Origin of the sequence: Paenibacillus sp. W4I10 (assembly GCF_030816325.1) — a bacterium.
Classification (GTDB): domain Bacteria; phylum Bacillota; class Bacilli; order Paenibacillales; family Paenibacillaceae; genus Paenibacillus; species Paenibacillus amylolyticus_B.
In genome coordinates this window covers 1,347,772-1,367,599 of sequence record NZ_JAUSXX010000001.1, presented here as the reverse complement: position 1 = coordinate 1,367,599, position 19,828 = coordinate 1,347,772, and the positions used below count along the sequence as shown (strand labels likewise).

General features: G+C 46.0%; 16 protein-coding genes. 4 read left to right on the top strand and 12 right to left on the bottom strand.

Annotated features, from left to right (window positions below):
* Positions 1-2 precede the first annotated feature (2 nt).
* The 5 genes from QF049_RS06295 to QF049_RS06275 all read right to left on the bottom strand — a co-directional run bounded on the left by QF049_RS06295 (position 3) and on the right by QF049_RS06275 (position 9,742).
* The gene (locus tag QF049_RS06295) at positions 3-3,560 is read right to left on the bottom strand and encodes a DUF4132 domain-containing protein (protein WP_307535732.1); all 3,558 of its coding nucleotides are present in this window, start codon (positions 3,558-3,560) and stop codon (positions 3-5) included.
* Positions 3,561-3,579: 19 nt separating this feature from the next.
* Positions 3,580-4,803 (bottom strand): VWA domain-containing protein, encoded by a 1,224-nt coding sequence (locus QF049_RS06290; protein WP_307535730.1) that lies wholly within the window; start codon positions 4,801-4,803, stop codon positions 3,580-3,582.
* Positions 4,788-7,256 (bottom strand): DUF5682 family protein, encoded by a 2,469-nt coding sequence (locus QF049_RS06285; protein WP_307535727.1) that lies wholly within the window; start codon positions 7,254-7,256, stop codon positions 4,788-4,790. Before QF049_RS06285 ends, QF049_RS06290 begins: the two co-directional genes overlap by 16 nt.
* Positions 7,244-8,344 carry an ATP-binding protein gene (locus tag QF049_RS06280; RefSeq protein WP_307535724.1) on the bottom strand — a complete coding sequence of 367 codons (1,101 nt, stop codon included), beginning with the start codon at positions 8,342-8,344 and terminating at the stop codon, positions 7,244-7,246. The genes QF049_RS06285 and QF049_RS06280 overlap by 13 nt, the downstream gene beginning before the upstream one ends.
* Positions 8,345-8,764: 420 nt before the next feature.
* On the bottom strand, positions 8,765-9,742 hold the full coding sequence (locus QF049_RS06275) for an aldo/keto reductase (protein ID WP_307535721.1): 978 nt from the start codon (positions 9,740-9,742) through the stop codon (positions 8,765-8,767).
* A 190-nt stretch (positions 9,743-9,932) separates the two neighbouring features.
* Between QF049_RS06275 and QF049_RS06270 the strand changes: the two genes are divergently transcribed.
* From QF049_RS06270 to QF049_RS06255, 4 genes are all read left to right on the top strand, one after another.
* Complete coding sequence (locus QF049_RS06270) at positions 9,933-11,132, top strand: cytochrome P450 family protein (protein WP_307535719.1); 1,200 nt, start codon at positions 9,933-9,935, stop codon at positions 11,130-11,132.
* Positions 11,133-11,172: 40 nt separating this feature from the next.
* The gene (locus QF049_RS06265; RefSeq protein ID WP_307535717.1) at positions 11,173-11,520 is read left to right on the top strand and encodes a ribosomal protein L7/L12; all 348 of its coding nucleotides are present in this window, start codon (positions 11,173-11,175) and stop codon (positions 11,518-11,520) included.
* A 170-nt stretch (positions 11,521-11,690) separates the two neighbouring features.
* Positions 11,691-11,975: an ArsR/SmtB family transcription factor gene (locus QF049_RS06260; protein WP_036613842.1), complete on the top strand. Its 285-nt coding sequence runs from the start codon at positions 11,691-11,693 to the stop codon at positions 11,973-11,975.
* Between the two features lie 231 nt (positions 11,976-12,206).
* Positions 12,207-13,391, top strand: a complete 1,185-nt coding sequence (locus QF049_RS06255; protein WP_307535715.1) for an MFS transporter — start codon at positions 12,207-12,209, stop codon at positions 13,389-13,391.
* Between the two features lie 109 nt (positions 13,392-13,500).
* Here QF049_RS06255 and QF049_RS06250 read toward each other — a convergent pair whose 3' ends face one another.
* The 7 genes from QF049_RS06250 to QF049_RS06220 form a co-directional block, all read right to left on the bottom strand.
* Complete coding sequence (locus tag QF049_RS06250; protein WP_076250445.1) at positions 13,501-14,256, bottom strand: SDR family NAD(P)-dependent oxidoreductase; 756 nt, start codon at positions 14,254-14,256, stop codon at positions 13,501-13,503.
* Positions 14,257-14,579: 323 nt separating this feature from the next.
* On the bottom strand, positions 14,580-16,307 hold the full coding sequence (gene poxB / locus QF049_RS06245; RefSeq protein WP_307535713.1) for a ubiquinone-dependent pyruvate dehydrogenase: 1,728 nt from the start codon (positions 16,305-16,307) through the stop codon (positions 14,580-14,582).
* 256 nt (positions 16,308-16,563) lie between these two features.
* A complete protein-coding gene (locus tag QF049_RS06240) occupies positions 16,564-17,325 on the bottom strand; it encodes an SDR family NAD(P)-dependent oxidoreductase (RefSeq protein WP_307535711.1) in 762 nt (253 codons plus the stop codon).
* Positions 17,326-17,476: 151 nt separating this feature from the next.
* Positions 17,477-17,782, bottom strand: coding sequence for a Dabb family protein (locus tag QF049_RS06235; protein ID WP_076317704.1), 306 nt, complete (start codon positions 17,780-17,782; stop codon positions 17,477-17,479).
* A 148-nt stretch (positions 17,783-17,930) separates the two neighbouring features.
* A complete protein-coding gene (locus QF049_RS06230; RefSeq protein ID WP_062834756.1) occupies positions 17,931-18,182 on the bottom strand; it encodes a type B 50S ribosomal protein L31 in 252 nt (83 codons plus the stop codon).
* 144 nt (positions 18,183-18,326) lie between these two features.
* Positions 18,327-18,575, bottom strand: coding sequence for an HPr family phosphocarrier protein (locus QF049_RS06225; RefSeq protein ID WP_017688214.1), 249 nt, complete (start codon positions 18,573-18,575; stop codon positions 18,327-18,329).
* A gap of 183 nt (positions 18,576-18,758) precedes the next feature.
* On the bottom strand, positions 18,759-19,826 hold the full coding sequence (locus QF049_RS06220; protein WP_307535707.1) for an NAD(P)-dependent alcohol dehydrogenase: 1,068 nt from the start codon (positions 19,824-19,826) through the stop codon (positions 18,759-18,761).
* Positions 19,827-19,828 lie beyond the last annotated feature (2 nt).

The window sequence follows — 19,828 nt, the reverse complement described above, 5'->3', positions numbered from 1 at the left end:
CATCAACGCCCCGTTGCTCTCAGAATATCGTAGATCGTTTCACTGAACACGCGACCTGGAACGTTGCCTAGAGCAATGGGTTTGTTGTCACCATAGTAATAATATTGCTTGTTATTCGGTTTGAAGAAATGTAGGGATTCCAGGGTAATGTCATCCAGTCCCTCGTAATACGTAATACTCGTACCACTGAATTGCAATTCCGCAACAAGATCTCCGTATTCTTTATAAAATTCATGATACCAGCCGCCGTCCTGTGCAGGCCCTTTGATCCAACCGTATTTCTCCAGTGCTTTGGGGAAAGCCGTTGGTGAAAAATCAGACTCGGGCAGATGATCGTATTCATTCTTCGTTTTATCCTCATCTTCCGGCTGGTGAATCTCACGATTCAGTTGCTCAAATGGCTGCTTGATCTCATAATCCTCCAACTGCGTTGTCCAACCTTCAAGCGTTGCCTGATCCAGTTCCAACGGGTGTAAAAGTCCCACTTGTGCACCTGAAGGCAGATCAACCTCGTCTTCATCCACGGAATTGAAGGTGCCGTCCTCCATATAACGGAAGGTGCTGATTAGTGCGCCATCCTCATATGTTCCCCAGATCAGACCAACAGCAAATTTTTGCATGATTACATTTTGTACAAACAGTGCTTTCCACTCATCGGCAGACCACAGACGTTGCTTGGACAATGACTCTTCCAGACGCTGCGCCTGAATGTTAACCATGGATTTGAGATCTTTTTTCAGCTGCGTGAAACGTGCCTTGGACTGGGCTGCCAATTCAGGATCATCTTTCTGTGCAGGAGCAGGCAGACTCTTCACGGATTTGCCCGTTTCTTCATTTAAGACAACGACTTGTAAGGCTCCATTGACCTTAACAAGGAAGGAACGCTCTCCGTAACTCAGCTGCATGGTTCCTTTTTCATCAAAACCAAGTGTAGTGACCAGCCGATCCTCCAGTTGTTCCGAGGTAAGTCCCATATTATCGGCTGCAAGCTGCAATGCTTCTTCTGCTGCACCTTTCACCTGACGGTTCTTCACGCCACGTTTGATTTTATCAATCGCCATAAGAGCGGATGGATCTTTCAGATAAGCGAGCACTTTTACAGCGTCTGCTGCAATCGCGCCACGACTGTTTTCTGTCCATTCCTTAATTTGCGGAGCCAGAATATTCACAATCTGAATATCGCCAAAGAGTGCTGAAACATACATCACCCACTTTTCTTTCGCGGGGGCACCTTCTTGAATCCAGACCTGAAGCAATTCACTTGCAAAACGAGCGAGTGATGCCTCACTTACGTAATCCCGTAATTCATTTAATCTTTCATTGGGTCCAGACGTGTGATCCAGCGATTGCACCAAAATATAAAGCTTAATTCGGTCATCTAACGGCTGATTGTCCTCTGTTCGCATCAGGGAAGGAAGGTCTTTCAGGGACAACCAGCTTAATCTGGACAGCTTTTTGTTATCTGCCTGATCAGCGAGCGCAGCATGAGCATACTCCGGGCTCAGATCTGCGGTATCCAGCAGAATTTGAATCAGGTTCTTCCAATCCTCTGCCTTCTCTGTCTTCAAAAGCTCACCGTACAGCTCCTTGCTGTTTTCCAGACTGCGGATTGCGGTAAGAGCCATCTCTTTGATTCCCACTTTTTTCTCCGAGAGGTAGACGAGCGTATACAAGTCCTGATCAGGAATTCGGTTGAATTCCGCTAACGCCGCGCCGTTGGCCTTTTTGGAAGAATCCTGCAATCCGGCACGAATCGCTTCGGCCAATATTTTCTTCGATAACTCATCACGCTGTTCAAAGGTAATCTCCAGAATTAAAATGCGCGTATCCGTTGGCAGTTTCTTGTACTGTGTCAGTGCATAGTCCAGATTCTGCTGAATGATTCGGCGGTATTCGTCATGAGGCATGGATTTGTATCTATAGTCGGTCATGCCATTGAGTGAGATCAGGCTGGTTAGCAATTTCTCACGTTGCACCTCAGGATCTTGCCCATAACGTTGAAGCAGCTGCTCTCCACTAAACGCGTATGAATTGTACATGTCCGAGATAATATCCAGTGCCCAATCGGGATGAGTGGTCAGGATTGCGAACCTGCGCATCGCCTCCGAGTCCAAGGGCAGAAAACTAATACTAATGAGGTTGTGAACACGCTTCTTATCCCGATTCAGTTGATTAAACAACCCGCGACTATTCGGGTCCTCCCAATATTCCTCAAGGGTGTTTTCCCCACTTAAGTATCTTGCAATCGCAAGTCCTTGACGTCCCCCATCCAATGGATGCCGAAGAGCGTTGAATACCGCTTGCTCCAAGGACCCCTCCGCATTGGGCAGCTCCAATCCCTGATCCTCCATGAATTTCTGAATGCAGAGTTTGAGGAATGGCGGTTTCATAATCTCGTATGCTCGAATCGCTTGTTCAGGACGATTCGCGATCGCAGATTGTAGCATGTTCCAAGATACCGTGTACGAATTAAGCTCGTCCCGCAACATTTCAACCAACTGATAAGGCTCATGCAGAGGCACAAGTCCAGCAAGCAGATCATTTGGACTTTTTGCTCTAGGGTCCATACTCAGCAAGTAACGGCGAACTTCAAGTGGATAAATCTCATGTAATTGATGTATTGTGTGAAGCAAAACATGCCCAATCTCACTATTTGTATCAAGGAACCGTTGTTTACCTCCACTAATGTTAATCAGGTACAACAAGGCACCACTCACAAGCATCATAGTTTGATGGAATACAGTGTGTGAACATTGCTCTTTTGAAGAGAAAGACGTATTGGGATACAGCTCAGCTATGAGCTGACTACGCTTCTCCTTGAGGAATTCATCCTTCAATTCTTGGGAAGATCCGTTATGCTTTCCTTGAATATTACTGACCACTACAGGTTCAATCAACGTATGTAGCTCGCCCCGCAACTTATCTGCATCATTAGCCATTACATGTTGGAACAACACTGGTAACGATTGAACAGAAGATTGAACCTCTGCAAGATGAGAAGCCGTGTCACTGAGTCTTGAATATAGTTGCAGCAGCATTAATGCATTAATTACATCCCGGTAATCCCCTTGACTGTCTGCTTTTTTGGAATCAAAAAGCCACTGGGCACGCTTTAATTTACTCTTTAATTCAGTCAGAATTTCGTTCTCGCCTGCAAACTGTTTGATCTTCTCCAACCGGGACAACAATCCATCCATGCGATCAGCGCTTTTGCTCTTCCCGCTCAATCCGTAGGCTTCGGAGTCATTTCCCATACAGACAGTAAAGGCATCCGTTCTCCATGAATTTCTTTTGGAATAATTGGATTCCAGATATATCACAATAGCCCCGGCACGGTAAAAGATATCTCCATCGTCTTTTTTAGCGAGCTTCATGAGCAGATCAATCGTTTGATACACATAATGACTCGAATTTCCCATCATATCCGGGAACTTGTCAGTCGTTCCCAAGACGTAATCGATAATTTCGGTGCTGCGATCTGTTTTTAATGAATACTCGTTTGAACAAGTTACTGCGAATTTCTCCACCAAAGTTTCAACTGCGCGGTCTGCGGTAAGCATTACACATTCCTCCTTGAATTTAAATGATGATCTCGCCAATCCAATCCGCGAGTTCGTTAGGCGTAATTGCTGCTACATGAGCCCCCATATTGGTTAATGTCTGGGCGGCATGTTTGTTATAGACTGAATCCCCGTTAAAATCGAGCGCGGTGAGAACCAGCAATTTGCATCCTGCATCGATGATATCTTTACAGGCTTTGTACATTTGCGCGATCGGGTACCCTTCCTCCAGATCACTGACCAGAATAAAGATGGTTTTGCCTGGATTATCGATTAACGTCTCGCCATAACGCAACGCTTTCGTAATATGTGTCCCCCCGCCGAGCTGTACATTCATGAGCACGTCTACGGGGTCTTCCAGTCTGTCGCTCAGATCAACAACCTGCGTATCAAATATGAATAATTGGGTGCGCAACGCATTCAAACGGTAGAAAATACTGGCCATCACCGAACTGTAGATGACTGAATCCAGCATACTGCCACTCTCGTCCACACCAATGATGATGTTCCACTTGTTATGAGGCTGTATATTTCCGTCGAAATAGAGGCGATCAATCACAAATCTGCGCTTGTTTTTATCGTAATTCTTCAAATTCTTGGTGATGGTTCGCTTGAAATTCAGATTGCGCAAGGATCGTACTGAACTCGAGGTATAGCGACTGCGCTTGCCCGTGATACTGGCTCGGGTCTGAGATTCCAGCTTGCTGCGGAGCTCTTCAACCACGGTTCGAACGATATCCTTGGCGCTCTTTAACACCTCACCTTTCATCCGCCCTTTGAACTGCATAATGTTCTTGAGCAGATTCATGTTTGGTTCAAGGGATTCAAGCAGCTTTTTGTCTGTTAACAATTCTGTCAGCCCATAACGATCGAGCGCCTGTTTCTCCAATATTTCTACCGTTGGTTTGGGGAATAGGTCCCTGACTTTGTGTAACCATTTTGGTACAGTCAGGTTAGACGCACCGCGTCCTCCCTCTTTTCGGTAACCTTGTTCTTCACCGTATTCACGGTTATACAGATACCCCAGAATCTCATCGATTTCCGTATATTGAAATTCAGCCGAAGTATATTGGTCTGTATTACTCAACCCTTCTTCAGCGGATTCACCGAGAATCAGACGCCATCGATTCAAGGTTTCAGCAGAATGTTGATCCCCTCGGTTGCTTCCATCCGGATTGGAACTTTCATTGATTTCTCTGGTTTCGTCCGTTCTCCGATTCGCTTCATTCATATTAGCTTCCATGCGGCAAACTCCTTTCGAAGCGCTTCGTCCCATGCTTTGGACTGGATCAGCATCTGCTCATCCACCGCAGGCCTCAACATCTCCTCTGGTTCAACCTGATGCAGACTCGCCACCCGTTCAGCAATCAAGCCCGTCTCCATTGGTGTAAAGTAGGTGAATGCCAGCCGCAATTCCGGTACCATACTGATGAAGTCGTCGTATGACAGCTGTTCAATCAGATAATTCAACTCAGATAAGAGCTGATCCTCATATAAAAAAGCGTCACGTGCTACAGTGAATACTCCCTGTAAAAAAAGTGCCGTTTGACGGGTCTGATCCGGTGTACCATGGATATACCCGCGAGCACGATCAACAATCTCATCCCTGGGCCTGTCACCGAGCCCTGAGGAAATAGCCACACACACACCCTCCAGCTGAGCCGGAAGCTGGTGATCCGACAGAAGCTCATTCAGATGTATTCGGAATGTCTCATCCTGAAAATGCTCCTCTGATGACTCTGCGAGCATGGCTAGCAGCTTCAAACCCTGAATAATGGCTTCATGTTCATCCGGGTTAGCTCTGGAGAGCTGTAACAGCTTGTCTACGGCATTCCTGTAAGCTTCGGAGACCAAGTCTGGGAGATGTTGCTCATCAGATAATCCCAGCAATCTGCGGTGTTGATGAATTCGGTTCAAGACATGCAGACTGTTACATAAGGATAGAAAATTCCCGTCGGTTCTCAGCGCCGAGCGAACCTGTTCATAAAGTTTCATCGCTGTGTTCTGAAGTCCCATGAGCAACGCTTGAAGCATGAGTCGGGCAAGTTCACCGCTATGATGATCCGGTATTTCTTGCATCTGTTCTTCCATTTTGCGTGTAGCCGCCCCGGCAAGCGTTCCACCATAGAGAGAGTTCTCTATCAATCTGGCTTCAATACGGGATGAATACATATAAACCCAGGTTTCGCGCACAAGATTCATATCACGCTCTGCGATCCAGTCCGGCCCCGATTGCCGTTTCGCGAATTCCGGAACCAGATAGGTGATGCATTGAATCAATTGGCTTATCTGACGATGCTCCGGTTTTGCATACAGATCCAGCACTTTCTTGTGTTGACCTGTTGTGCGAATCTGCAGTTTGTACTCTGTACAACGCGCCTTGAAGTCCTCCACGATGGGAATACTGAATGAATTGGGAGCCACGCTTCCAATGACGTCTCCTGTCAATAACTGCTGCAGCTCTTGCAGCGGTTTATCGGTCGCCAAGGTAAGCTCCCCCTTCACAAAGGAAGAGAGTGCTGCATCCATCAACTCATAGACGCCGCCTTCCCTTTTACCCCGAAGCCCGGCAAGACCCTGAATCATGCTGTATGCCTCAATTGCATCACTGGTTGATACATGTTCGTGACCATCCCGTAATTGGCGCATCAGCCGGGATAACAAGTCCAGAGCCGTTAGATTATACGGTGTACTCTTTTTGCGAAGCAGCTGGTTCCAGATCTGATCGTAATAATTTACATAAGGCATACCGCTCGCATATCCATTGAGCCGATCCGCTTCAGCAAAGGTATAGACCATCGGGTACATTTGTTGGTGAACCGTATCTGGATCAACCGCACTTTGTTGAGACGTAATTGGTTTACCTTGCCCATCCGAACGTTGGTCTGCATGCTGTTTATCCATTTCTGGCTGTTCCAATTCAGATTCATGTTTCTCTGACATCAACAGTCCATACGTATGAAATCCACCGGTAATGACAAGCACACGGTCATGCTCCTGCACCGCTTGTTTAATATTTTGTTTCATATGTGCTTCTCTTGCCAGATCACCTGAAGACTGTAATCGTTCCGTGGAATAACACATTCGGGATAAAGTACAATACGTGAATACATCCTGCACGAATGCCTCAGTAGATTTCTCCAGGCCACCAATCTCAAACACCTTTTCCCACAATTCATCAAAACTGCGACAGTTTGTTTTTTGGCATAATCGGTTAATGAAATCAGACCCCGCAAGCAAGGTTTCATCCTGAATGGAGATCTCCTTTTGTTCTGTCTGGCCGGATTTGGATGCACGAGTGGAGAAGTGTTGATAGTCCAGGTCAATAAACTTCGCCGGAATATCCAGCCGTTTTGCTTCTTTCAAAGCCACATATTCAGGCGAATACCGAAGCATCGGATAATAGCAGGCTTCTCTCTCCAATTCACTCTCATAGGTATAGTACAGACTGACAGGAGGTATCGTTGCCTCATCACTCAGAACCGAAATTAATGGATTACCACTCTCTGGTCCTTCGATCAGAATAATATCCGGCTTGTACTCCCCAATTAATCGTAACAAGTGATATGAACATGCAGGGCTATGGTGTCGTATTGGATAATAGACCGTATGATTACTCAGGTTATATACTTGGGACTCGAACAAGTATTGTAACTGATCAACATCAGGGTCCAGTGCTGCTGTTAACCGATCCATTTTCTCTCCTCATAATAGTCCTTCCACATTCCCTCTTCTCTGGAACGCTCTTTTACGATCTTAGAGAAATAGGTTTTGAGAATGGACAGATCCTTGTCGTTTTCCTTTGCAATGGTCCCCAGCATGTTCTGTACCAACCGATCCAGTGCAATAGCTTTATCTTCGTAATAATAGGAAGTCATTGCACTCTGAACATAGACAGACACCGCTTCCGCCGTACTCATGGATGCTTGAGGGGTATCGAGCTTGTATCCTTCCCGTGTCATGCCGGTGCGCAGTTCCATAAATGTTGTAGCCAGCAATTCAACCACATCCGGGTTAATTTCAATATCAATTCCACTATGTAATAACAGGCTTCGTGCCTGGGATTCAATGATTTTGGCTTCCATCTTTACGTTATGAATGGGCTTGATCGTTTCAAAATTGAACCGACGTTTCAATGCACCACTCATTTCGTTAACACCTTTATCCCGAATATTGGCTGTAGCAATGACGTTAAATCCAGGTTGGGCAAACAGTACACCACCATCCAGTTCAGGAATGCTCATGACCTTGTCACTGAGAATACTGATCAGACTATCCTGCGCTTCAGCGGGACAACGTGTAATCTCTTCAAAACGGGTAAGAATGCCTTTCTTCATGCCGTTATATAACGGTGATGGCACAAGTGCGGCTTCCGAAGGGCCTTTATCAAGCAACATGGCGTAATTCCAGGAATACTTGATCATATCTTCCGTCGTGCCTGCCGTACCCTGAATCGTATTCAGACTGGTTCCGGAGATTGCTGCGGTCAGCAGTTCGCTAAGCATGGTCTTGGCTGTCCCGGGTTCTCCCACGAGCATTAATCCTCGATTGCCTGCCAGAGTAACCACTGCACGTTCAATTAACACGTCATTGCCATAGAATTTGCGGGTAATCGGGATCTCTTCTCCATTCAATAATGCAGGCTTATCCCTGCCTATAATAAAATCGCGCACATAGGCGGGAGATAACAGCCAGTTCGGGGGGCGTTTCCCCTGATCTTCCTCTCGCAGCGCGCGTAATTCAACCTCGTATAATGTCTCGGCGGGTGGCTTAAGCATCTCCATCGTCAAGGTGTCTCCTCTCACATAAACAGATCGTATGTTCTTATTCCTATCATTTTATCACAGCCCTCGAACAACTACCCCGTAAAACGATAAAAATGGTTGAAACGTCCTTCTTATCAGCCTCTCCCTAAGTCCATGGACATAGCCTCTAGCGCAAATATGCAGGTGAAATATCCTTACAACCGTGCCAACACACTGGTTTCGGATCGGAATCAGCATGCTTATTACCCATGTAAACGCATTGTAGGCCATATGACCTCAGGATTCATTACACTTTCGATAATGTGTTTCAACCAAATGAAGCCGATTATTACAAAGAGGACACAGGCCATCAGCAGCCTGTGTCTTCTTATATGTTCAAATTTCATCCAACCTCTATGAATTTTAATCGAAACTAACCAATCTCTCAGAAGTCTCTACTTACAATCTACGTCCGCATGACGCGGAATACAGCTCGTACCACTCATAACGGGTAAGCTCAATATTCGTTGCATCACGGCAGGCCAGAATCCGTTCTGGTCGAATCGAACCAATGACAGGTTGTATCCCTGCTGGATGCTTCATTAACCAAGCCAGTACAATAGACTCCGGTGTCACCCCATACTCCTTGGCCATTCGATCAACCAGTTGAGCCGTATGCTCAATCTCCGCGCGCTGTCCCTCAACTACCCTGCCAGTAAATCGCCCCTGAGCAAGGGGACCCCAAGCTTGCAGTTGAATATGCTCTGCCTGACAATATTCCATCGTGCCAAAGGGAAACACGTTGTCTCTGGCTTGGGGCCGATTAACTGTCACACCGGCTTCTACGAATCCGATTTTATCCAGACTCATCTCCAGCTGGTTCACAATCAGGGGTACTTTACTATGAAGCTGAAGAAGGCGAATCTGTTCAGAACCCATATTGGACACACCAAAATGGCGCACTTTACCGGAATGATGCAGCTCAGCCAGTGCGTCTCCAATTTCTTGCGGATGGGCGAGCGGATCAGGACGGTGTAACAGCAAAATATCCAGATAATCGATCCCGAGCCGTTCCAGGATACCGTCCACACTCGCCAGAATATGTGCACCTGAGGTGTCATAACGCTGCGGTCCTTCATCATCACCTACAAGACGTATACCACACTTCGACTGTATAATGATCTGCTCACGCAAGCCGGGAGTTTCGGATAAAACTCGCCCCAAGACATGCTCTGCCTTACCACGTGTGTAAATATCCGCCAGATCAAAGTGATTAATGCCGATTTCGATAGCTGCTTCTACCGCTCGATGACCTTCTACGACAAGATCTGAAGTAATGGGGAGCCCATCCCATTCACCTCCAAACCGCATACAGCCAAGAACCATTCGACTTGCCGGAATCTGGTGGTGATGCAAAGGAAGTTGTGCGTAAGACATGTCAGCGTTCACCTCATTTTCATTTTTACCAAGCATAATAAACGATTCTCTCTACTCATGTCTTCTTCCATCTTCCTCTATTTTCCTGCTCTATCATCCATATGAAGAAAAAACAAGGTTTCAAAAGCTTGTGTATTGAATATATAGAAGGTGCAGGTATTATGCAGGAATATGAGAGGAGATTTTGCATTTGAACCCGAATGAACCCAACGAGTCCTCAAAGCCAGCGTTTTTCACGAAAGAATTCACGCATAACCCTTACCCGGTATATGAAAAGTTAAGAAAAGAAGAGCCCGTTTTCCGAGTCATGTTTCCTCAAGGAGAATTCGGCTGGATGATTACTCGATACGAGGATGCAGTACAGATTCTGAAAGATCCTCGCTTCAGCAAAGACATGGTCCGACGTTACGGTGCTGACAATCAAAGCATTTTCTCGAATAATATGTTGTTCTCCGATCCGCCAGATCATAAACGTCTTCGCGGACTGGTGCAGAAAGCGTTCACGCCCAAACTGGTCGCAAACATGCGAAGCCATATTCAGGACATTGCTGATGATCTGCTGGACAACCTCCCGTCACAGGAAAAAATGAATCTGATCGATGACTTTGCCTTCCCGCTTCCCATCATTGTTATTAGTGAAATTCTGGGGGTCCCTGCCCAGGATCGTGATCAATTCCGCATATGGTCCAATACGGTAATTGATGCTTCCACAGCCGAGAGCGCTGAGCTGTTTGAGCAGCATTCCAAGGAGTTTACGGATTACCTTACGGCCTGGTTCGCAAAAGTACGTCAAGACCCGGGCACAGATCTGATCAGCCAGCTCGTCATTGCAGAAGAATCCGGGCAGCAGTTAACTGAACAAGAACTGCTTGGCGTGGTCTCTTTATTAATCATTGCCGGTCATGAAACAACCGTTAATCTCATCGGCAACGGCATTCTCGCCCTGCTGGAGCATCCGGAGCAACGCGAACTTCTTATCAAGCAACCCGAGCTTATTCACAATGCCATTGAAGAGATGCTGCGTTATAACGGACCGGTGGAGTTCAGCACATCCCGGTGGGCTCTGGAAGATATTGAATTCCGTGGACAGCATATTGCTCAAGGTGAACTTGTCATCGTTGCGCTTGATTCCGCCAACCGGGACGAACAGCAGTTTAAGGATGCTGATATCTTCGACATTACCCGCGAGAATAGTTCACACCTGGCTTTTGGCAAAGGCATTCATCTTTGCCTCGGAGCCCCGCTTGCTCGTCTGGAAGGTGAGATTGCAGTCAGCACACTTCTGAATCGTTTTCCAAATATACAGCTTCAGGCAGATGTGAATGAACTGGAATGGAGACCTGGCATGATTGTTCGTGGTGTCAAGGAAATCCCGGTTCAACTTAAATAATGGCCAAATATGACCAAATGAGAGCGAGGCACATGACATCATGGAAATGAACACCTTGGTATGGATCGTTCTGTCGCTTCTGATCCTTGTATTGTTGGTCCGAGTCACCAGCCTGCAACGCCAATTAAATGAATTGAAAAGAGATGTGGAGCGTCTGGAGAATGGTTCCACCGCAATTGCTAGCCCACGCTCCAATTTCAATTACACCTTGTCGCCGAAGGAAGCATCTCCTTCCCAATCAAGCCCACCGGGTCAAACGGATCTGGATCAGGAACTGCTTACACTTATACAACAAGGGAAAAAAATTATGGCGATCAAACGACTTCGTGAAGCCAGAGGTCTTTCGTTGAAGGAAGCCAAAGACTATGTTGATTCCCTGGATCGGTAATATACAACTCACATAACTCTCGGGGGAAGTTACTCCAGACTTTCGGCTGTTAACACAGACGCAGTAGAAATTATGGAATCTTCGTCCGAGAGTTTACTTTTCAAATGACATATGCTACTGTATTTCTATATTACTAGAAATAAGAAATAAAGACGAAAGGACGGATCATTATGCAATCAAACTCGAATGAGATTGAACAAGTCGTCAAAATTCATAAAGCACTGGGCGAGCAAACACGGTACAAAATCATTCAGATCTTATCGGGCGAAAGCAACCTGTGTCCTGCCGATCTGGAGAGCCGCCTTGTTACGGTTGCCCTATCGACTCTGTCTCATCATCTGAAACAGCTGTCCGATTGCGGCCTGCTTACATCGCAGAAGAAAGGTACTTATATCTACTACAGCCTGAACACGGAGACCGCACAAAAGTTTGTTCCCTATCTGCTAAATAAATAAAAAAAATTTGAGTTATATTTCTATATAATTAGAAATATCGAAACAACGCACGATATTTATTAGTAGAACTAGGTCACTTAAGTTTACACTTATACCATTATTCATTATCTAGGTTGTAACATCACCGTTCGTAGATCGGTTGCATTCAGAGCATTCATGTCTTGTTCTATCGTCTTTATTTCTATATTTCTAAAAATATAATAATTATAATCAGAAAGAGGTTATGTTTCCATGTCTTCTACGCTCAAAATCTATGTTCTTGCCTTGGTCAGTTTCCTTGTAGGAACGTCCGAATATGTCATTGCCGGCATTTTGGATCGCATTGCAGATACCATGAATATCTCTTTAATTGCTGCCGGACAGCTCATTACGATTTTTTCACTCGTATATGCGCTAGGTACACCTGTCATTATTGCACTGACTTCGCGCTGGGACCGTCGCAAGCTGTTGCTATACTTCCTCGGTCTATTCGTTGCGGCTAATGTTCTTGCCTATCTGTTGCCGGGTTATGGACTGTTCGTCACAGCACGCGTGTTGATGGCTTTGGGCGCGGGCGTTGTTGTTGTCACGGCATTAACGGTCGCTTCCCAAATAGCGGCTGAGGGCAAACAAGCTAGTGCAATCGCCACAGTAATCACTGGATTTACGGCTTCTCTGATTGTTGGTGTTCCGCTCGGAAGGCTCGTTGCTGCATCTTGGGATTGGAAACTCGTTTTTGCCGGCATAGCCGTTCTTGGAGTCCTCGCCATGCTGGTAATTGCGGCCGCCATTCCGCCTTCCAAAGCAGAAGCCCCTGTTCCACTGAAGAAACAACTGTCTTTGCTCAAACAGCCACGAATTGTACTGGCACTGCTGGTGACCTTTTTCTGGTTAGGTGGTTATTCCATTGCCTACACGTACATTTCACCTTATCTTGTATCCGTTTCAGGAATGAGCGAAGCACTACTCAGTTCAGCTTTACTCGCATTTGGCATAGCTAGTCTGATCGGTTCAAAAGCAGGAGGATTCGGTGCTGACCGTTTGGGTGTCAAACGAACGCTGATCACAGGCATGACATTGCATATCGTGAGTCTGGTCCTGTTGAATATAACAGCAAGCTCTCATCTCGCTGTCTTCCTTGTTCTGATTTTGTGGTCTTTTGCCGCATGGTCCTCAGGTCCAACTCAGCAATATAACCTGGTCACCATGGCTCCGGAATCCTCTGGCATTATGCTAAGCCTGAACAGTTCGGTGATGCAACTGGCGATGGCTGCCGGCGCAGGTATTGGTGGAATTGCTGTCAGCAGCGTTTCATTGTCATCCATCACCTGGATTGGCGCTGTCGGGGTTGCTGTTGCCATCATCATCGTTATAAGCTCGTATCGTTCAGCGCCTTTCAAAAGTACACAAACCAATACATCGCACAACAGTGCATGATATGAATTCGTAGTACAACAGACAAACCAAAAAGAGAGGTCACTGTATGCATACAGAGGCCTCTCTTTAAACATTTTAACGACTATTCTATTAAGGATAAGCAGAACTCTTATTGGGCCGTAACTGCACCATCGATCGGATATACTGCACCATTGATATACGGCGCTTCATCTCCAAGCAGGAAGGAAACCAGGTTAGCAATCTCTTCCGGTCTTCCCAGACGTCCGGATGGAATGCTATCAACGGTTGCCTTGAACACTTCAGGGTTGTCTTTACCGAACTGAATGACCATCGGCGTCTCAATTGTACCTGGAGCAATCGCATTTACACGAATGTTGTCCTTGCCATATTCAATTGCAGCAGTACGCGTCAAGCCAACCACGCCATGTTTGGTTGCTGCGTAAGGTGCAACTGCAGGTACACCAACAATACCGGCTGTAGAGGCCGTGTTCAGAATGGAACCTCCACCTGTTTTGAGCATTTCAGTAATTACATACTTCAACCCGTAGAATACACTTCTCAGGTTAATATCAATGATCTGGTCAAACTGCTCAATCGTATGTTCGATCAACTTGATCCCAGGACCTGCAATACCTGCATTATTAAAGAACATGTCGATTCGTCCGAACTCTTCGACTGTTTTTTTCACATAATTCTCAACTTCAGGTGCTTTACTCACATCTGCTTGTACAAAAATTGCTTTACTTCCCAGCTTCTCAATCTGCTTAACCGTTTCAAGACCTGTCTCTTCGACAAGATCCACAACGACAATGGATGCACCCTTCTCAGCCAGCTTTAGTGCTGCTGCTTGGCCCAATCCACTTCCTGCTCCAGTAATAATGGCTACTTTTCCTGCGTGACTCATGTTGATCTCCTCCATGTGTGTGTGTCATCTTGTGATTGGATCGATGAATACGATATGAAACGTACTTACATGCAATGATGCAATATGTAGGTCAAAAATGGCTTAAAACCTTCTTGACTTTACCTATTCTAATAGACTTTCGACATAAAAACAAATCATATAATATGCATTCATACTATATTCCCTGTCACATTTTCAGCATTTATATTGAAGGAGCACACAACTATAACGTCTTGTTGCATGCTCCTCTTTTACATATACAACACTTTTTAAGTCGGTATCTCTACAACTTCAAACGGTGCATATCCGCTTATCAAAACACTTTAACGTAGCAAATTCGTTTTTGCCAATTCAATAATTTCGTCACCGCGTCCGTTGAGCACGGCTTTCATCATCCATAAGGTGAATCCTTCCGCCTGTTTAATATCAATCTTCGGAGGTAAGGACAATTCCTGACGATTAACCACCACGTCAATCAACACAGGACCATCATGCTGAAGCGCACGCTGTACAGCTCCTTCCAGTTCATCCGGATCCTCAACCCGAATGCCTTCCATGCCCATGGCTTGAGCAACCATCGCAAAGTTGGGATTGACAAGCTCTGTTCCCGATTCCAGGAATCCGGCAGCTTTCATCTCCAGCTCAACAAAACCGAGTGCTCCATTATTAAACACCACAACTTTGATCGGCAGATTATGCTGGTTCAGTGTCAACAGATCACCCATCAGCATCGTAATACCACCATCACCCGACAAAGAGATGACTTGTCTGCCCGGATCAGCGACCTGAGCGCCAATTGCCTGTGGCAAAGCGTTTGCCATCGTACCATGACTGAATGAACCGAGCAGCCTGCGGTTGCGGCTCATCTCGATATAACGGGCTGCCCATACTGTCGGAGTACCGACATCACAGGTGAAGATGGCATTTTCAGCTGCGGCATCACTAATGACCTTGGTCAGGTACTGCGGATGGATGGGCTTTTTACCCGGTTTTCCAACGGCCAGCTCGTCCAGATCTTTACGTACTTTCACATAACGATCCATACTTTTACGCAGATGTTTGTCACTGTGTTCTTCTGTTAGATAAGGAAGCAAAGTTTCAATGGTCGCTTTTACGTCCCCACATACGCCGTAATCCAGCTTCGTGCGCCGACCCAGATGGGAAGATTGAATGTCGACCTGAAGGACTTTTGCATCTTCGGGATAGAATTGACGATATGGGAAATCCGTTCCCAGCATTAATAGTACATCACAGTCCATCATGGCATGATAACCGGATGAATATCCAATTAGACCCGTAAGACCTACGGAATAGGGGTTGTCATACTCCAAATATTCCTTGCCTCGTAGCGCAATAACCATCGGGGATTTCAAGCGATCACAGAGCTGCATAAGGGGTTCCCGAGCGCCCGCGCAGCCTGCACCGCACAATAACGTAATTTTTTTGCCTTGATTCAGATACTCCGCCAGTTTCACGAGTTCCGGCTCAGAAGGATGTACCACGGGATTGGTCGCATGATACACGTGCTCAGGCACAGGCAGATCCGCTGCTTCAAGTCCTGCTACATCCCCCGGCAATACAACGACGGACACACCTGAACGTGCCACTGCTGTCTGAATGGCCATCGTCAGAGAACGCGGCATCTGTTTTGCTGTTGTAATGACTTCACAATAATCGCTACATTCCTGGAACAGATACTCCGGATGCGTCGCCTGAAAATATTCACTGCCAATCTCGTCACTTGGGATATGTGCAGCGATAGCGAGTACAGGAACACGATTGCGGTGACAGTCGTACAGACCATTAATCAGATGCATATTACCAGGACCGCTGCTACCTGCGCAGACAGCGATACTTCCACTGACCTGAGCGTCCGCCCCAGCAGCAAATGCAGCTACTTCTTCATGACGTACATGAATCCATTCGATCTTGCCCGAACGACGAATGGAGTCGAGTACTGCATTCAAGGAGTCTCCAACAATGCCATATATGCGTTTGATGCCAGCGTTCAATAAGGATTCAACCAGAACGTCCGCGACTGTTTTTTTCATAAGTGATGGGTCTCCTTTAATTGCTCATTTTGATTATGTTTCCACTCTGTTAATATACCTATTCTTATACCCCAATCTTTCGAAAACCGAACCAACTCATATGTATGTCTGGATATATGAAACAAAAACCTGCCCCTTGAACCGTTATTTCATTGTTAGCAAAATGCAAAAAAATCCGCTTGTCGAATGACAAACGGATTACGGTTAAACTAGGTTTATTGTTATTTCATGTGAATTCCCAAATCCAAATCAGACACTAGATAGCAGGCATCACATTGCCTCCACTTACCGGGATATAGGCACCCGTGATAAATGAGGACAGATCCGAAGCGAGAAAAGCTACCGCATTGGCGATCTCCTGATCCTCACCCCTGCGCTTCAGCGGCACAGTACGCGTATATGCCTCATCATGTCCAGGCTCACTGGAACGATCACGTTCACTAATTGTCCATCCAGGTGCAACCTGGTTTACGGTAATCTGATACTCGCCAACTTCCTTGGCCAGCACGCGATATACGCCATCCATTCCACGTTTACCAGCGGTGTAGGCCGATTGGTGAGCGAAGTTTTGCATCGCACATTCGGTATTAATGCCAATGAACCGCCCGGCTCTGATATCTTGCATATGTGGAATGAAAGCTTTGGCCAGATACACACTCTGCATGACACAGGATTCAAACTGGCTCAAGTAATCTTCAGGAGACTGTTCCAACACCGTTGTCCATTCATATTGAATGACTGCATTGGCAACAACGATATCCACTCCGCCGAGGACAGGCTGAATTTCATCACGCATCCGAAATGCTGTATCCTGTCTGGTAATATCCCCCTGTACAATTACAGCCTTACGACCAAGTGCTTCAATCTCACCTTGAAGCTCCCGAGCCTTGGTATCATTATTTATGTAATGTAGAGCCAGATTGGCGCCACAGGCTGCCAATGTGCGGGCGATTACTCTACCCAGTTGTCCGGTTGCGCCTGTAACCAGAGCCGTTTTTCCTGAGAGATCCAATTGCATAACAGCGAAAACCTCCTTGAATTTCATTCTATCGAAAACGATTTCGGAAATATGTTATTTTTGTTCATTAATTACGATTATTCAGAGAGATATACAGCATTGTTCAATGCTGTATATGGTAATTCAACTTTTTTCCTCTATGTGGAGACTATTAATTATGATGTTGAATAAGATCAATTTCCTGGAAGCGACTGACTTCCTTTTCCCAACGCTCTTCTACATATTGACGGTGAACCGGGTGATTGTTGTATGCATCATACGCAGCCTGATCTGCAAAGACCATCGAGAAGCTGTAGTCAAACTCATTCTTCTCACTTACCTGTTTCAGAACCTGAAATTGCTCTACGCCAGGAATGACAGCCAGTGCATCCGAACTTTCCTTCAAAAAGGCTTCGGCCTCCGGTGTATCTTTACCCGCGTAAAGTGTAAACGTTACCATATGTGTGATGCTGCTCATCTCTATTTCCTCCTCCAATATGTTCGTACTCGTTTCCTAGTGTACATCCGAATGTGTTGTAAGCGCAATAATTGGTTGAATTAATTTTTAATGTACACAAAAAAACCTCAGGACAAATCCCGAGGTTTTTTGTAATGTATGGACAAACTTATTTGTTGATGTTGTATTTACGGTTAAATTTATCAACACGACCACCGATATCCACGTTTCTTTGTTTACCAGTGAAGAACGGGTGGGATGCGGAACTAGTGTCCACACGGATTACAGGGTAAGAGTTACCGTCTTCCCATTCCATAGTTTCGTTAGAGAACTTCGTGGAAGAACTCAGGAATTTGAAATCAGCACTTGCATCGTAAAAAATTACGAGTTGTGTCTTTGGATGGATGTCAACTTTTGGCATAATCTATTTACACTCCTTTAATATGGGTACTTCTTTAGAATCAAACTAAATTTTATTATACTCTTTTTTTGGACAAAGTACCAGCAGGTTTTGAGGAATAGCTAAAAAAATTATGACATCTGTGATTTTTCACCTAATCAGGTGTCAAGCCGTCCCTTTCTCCAGTACATTCAACATGTACTCCAAAGCCTCCAGTTCATCCCTGCCTCTTGTCTGTAATCTGACAACACTACCATATCGAATGGGTAGTAACGCCATTCCAAGCAGGCTTTTGACATCTACACGATGCTCATGCTCAGACTCCATATACGACAAAATAATATCCGAGGAAAAACGTGACGCTTGAGAAGATACCGACATCAGATCATCCCGATGAAAATCAGCGTGTATCATAAATTCATGTACTCTCACAACCTTCAGTTCCTTTCGCTAAGTACTTATTCACCAATATGGTGTGTATCCATTTATATATTAAAATCTTCATGAATTATACCATGTTATGGGAGCTTGACCCATACTTTTTTGAAAAAAAAAACAAAAAAGAGTCCTGAACCGCAGGACTCTTCCAGGTTGTTCTTACATACCGTTCGGATATACCATGACCTTTAGACTGCCGCTTTTATTGTGTAATGCGCGCTCCATCGCTTGCTGTGTCTCTTCGAGTGAATAACGATCTGTAATCAGGGACATCACGTCATGCTGGCCGGAGCTCAGAAATTCAATTCCTGCCGGATACGTATTGGCATAACGGAATATGCCATAGATATCAACTTCATTGTCTGCGATAAAGGGAACATTGAGTGCGATCTCGTCCTGTGCAGGCAGGCCCACAATCGCAAGTTTCCCTCCACGTCGAAGTGAATACAGAGCAGATTGTAGCGCCTTTGGATTCCCCGCTGTTTCCCATGCGGTATCCACACCCACACCACCTGTTAACTCGCGAATCACAGCCAGCGCATCTTCATTCCGCACATTAATGGTATGCGTGGCACCCATGCGGCGAGCTGCTTCCAGCCTAACTTCCTCCAGATCCGTTACTATGATCTTCTCTACACCGAAAGATTTGGCAGCAGCCACGGCCATGAGTCCAACGGGACCCATGCCCATAATCGCCAGGGTTGTACCCGGAGCCAGTTTGCTGCGGCGTGCAGCGTGAATACCAACGGAGAATGGCTCGTTCATAGCTGCTTCCTCATAAGATAGATGATCCGGGATCGGGAATACCATATCTTCACGTATCACCATGTATTGTACAAATGCCCCATCCACCGGAGGGGTCGCCAGAAATTGTACATCCGGACACAGGTTATAACGACCTTCCTTACATGCCGTGCAGCGTCCGCAAGTCACCCCAGGCTCAATAGCAACCCGATCCCCTGTTTTCAGACGTGATACGTTCGAGCCAATAGCAGCAATGATCCCCGCACACTCATGTCCCAAAATGATCGGTTTCTCAACCACAAATCTGCCAATGCGTCCATGTTCAAAATAATGCACATCCGAGCCACACACCCCGACAGCCATCACCTGGATTAACACCTCATCCGCTGCCGGTTGCGGGACGGGGTGTTCCTCAATAATAATGTGTCCTGGCTCTGTCATGACAGCGGCCTTCATGGTCTCGGGCAGTTGATGTTGTCCCATAC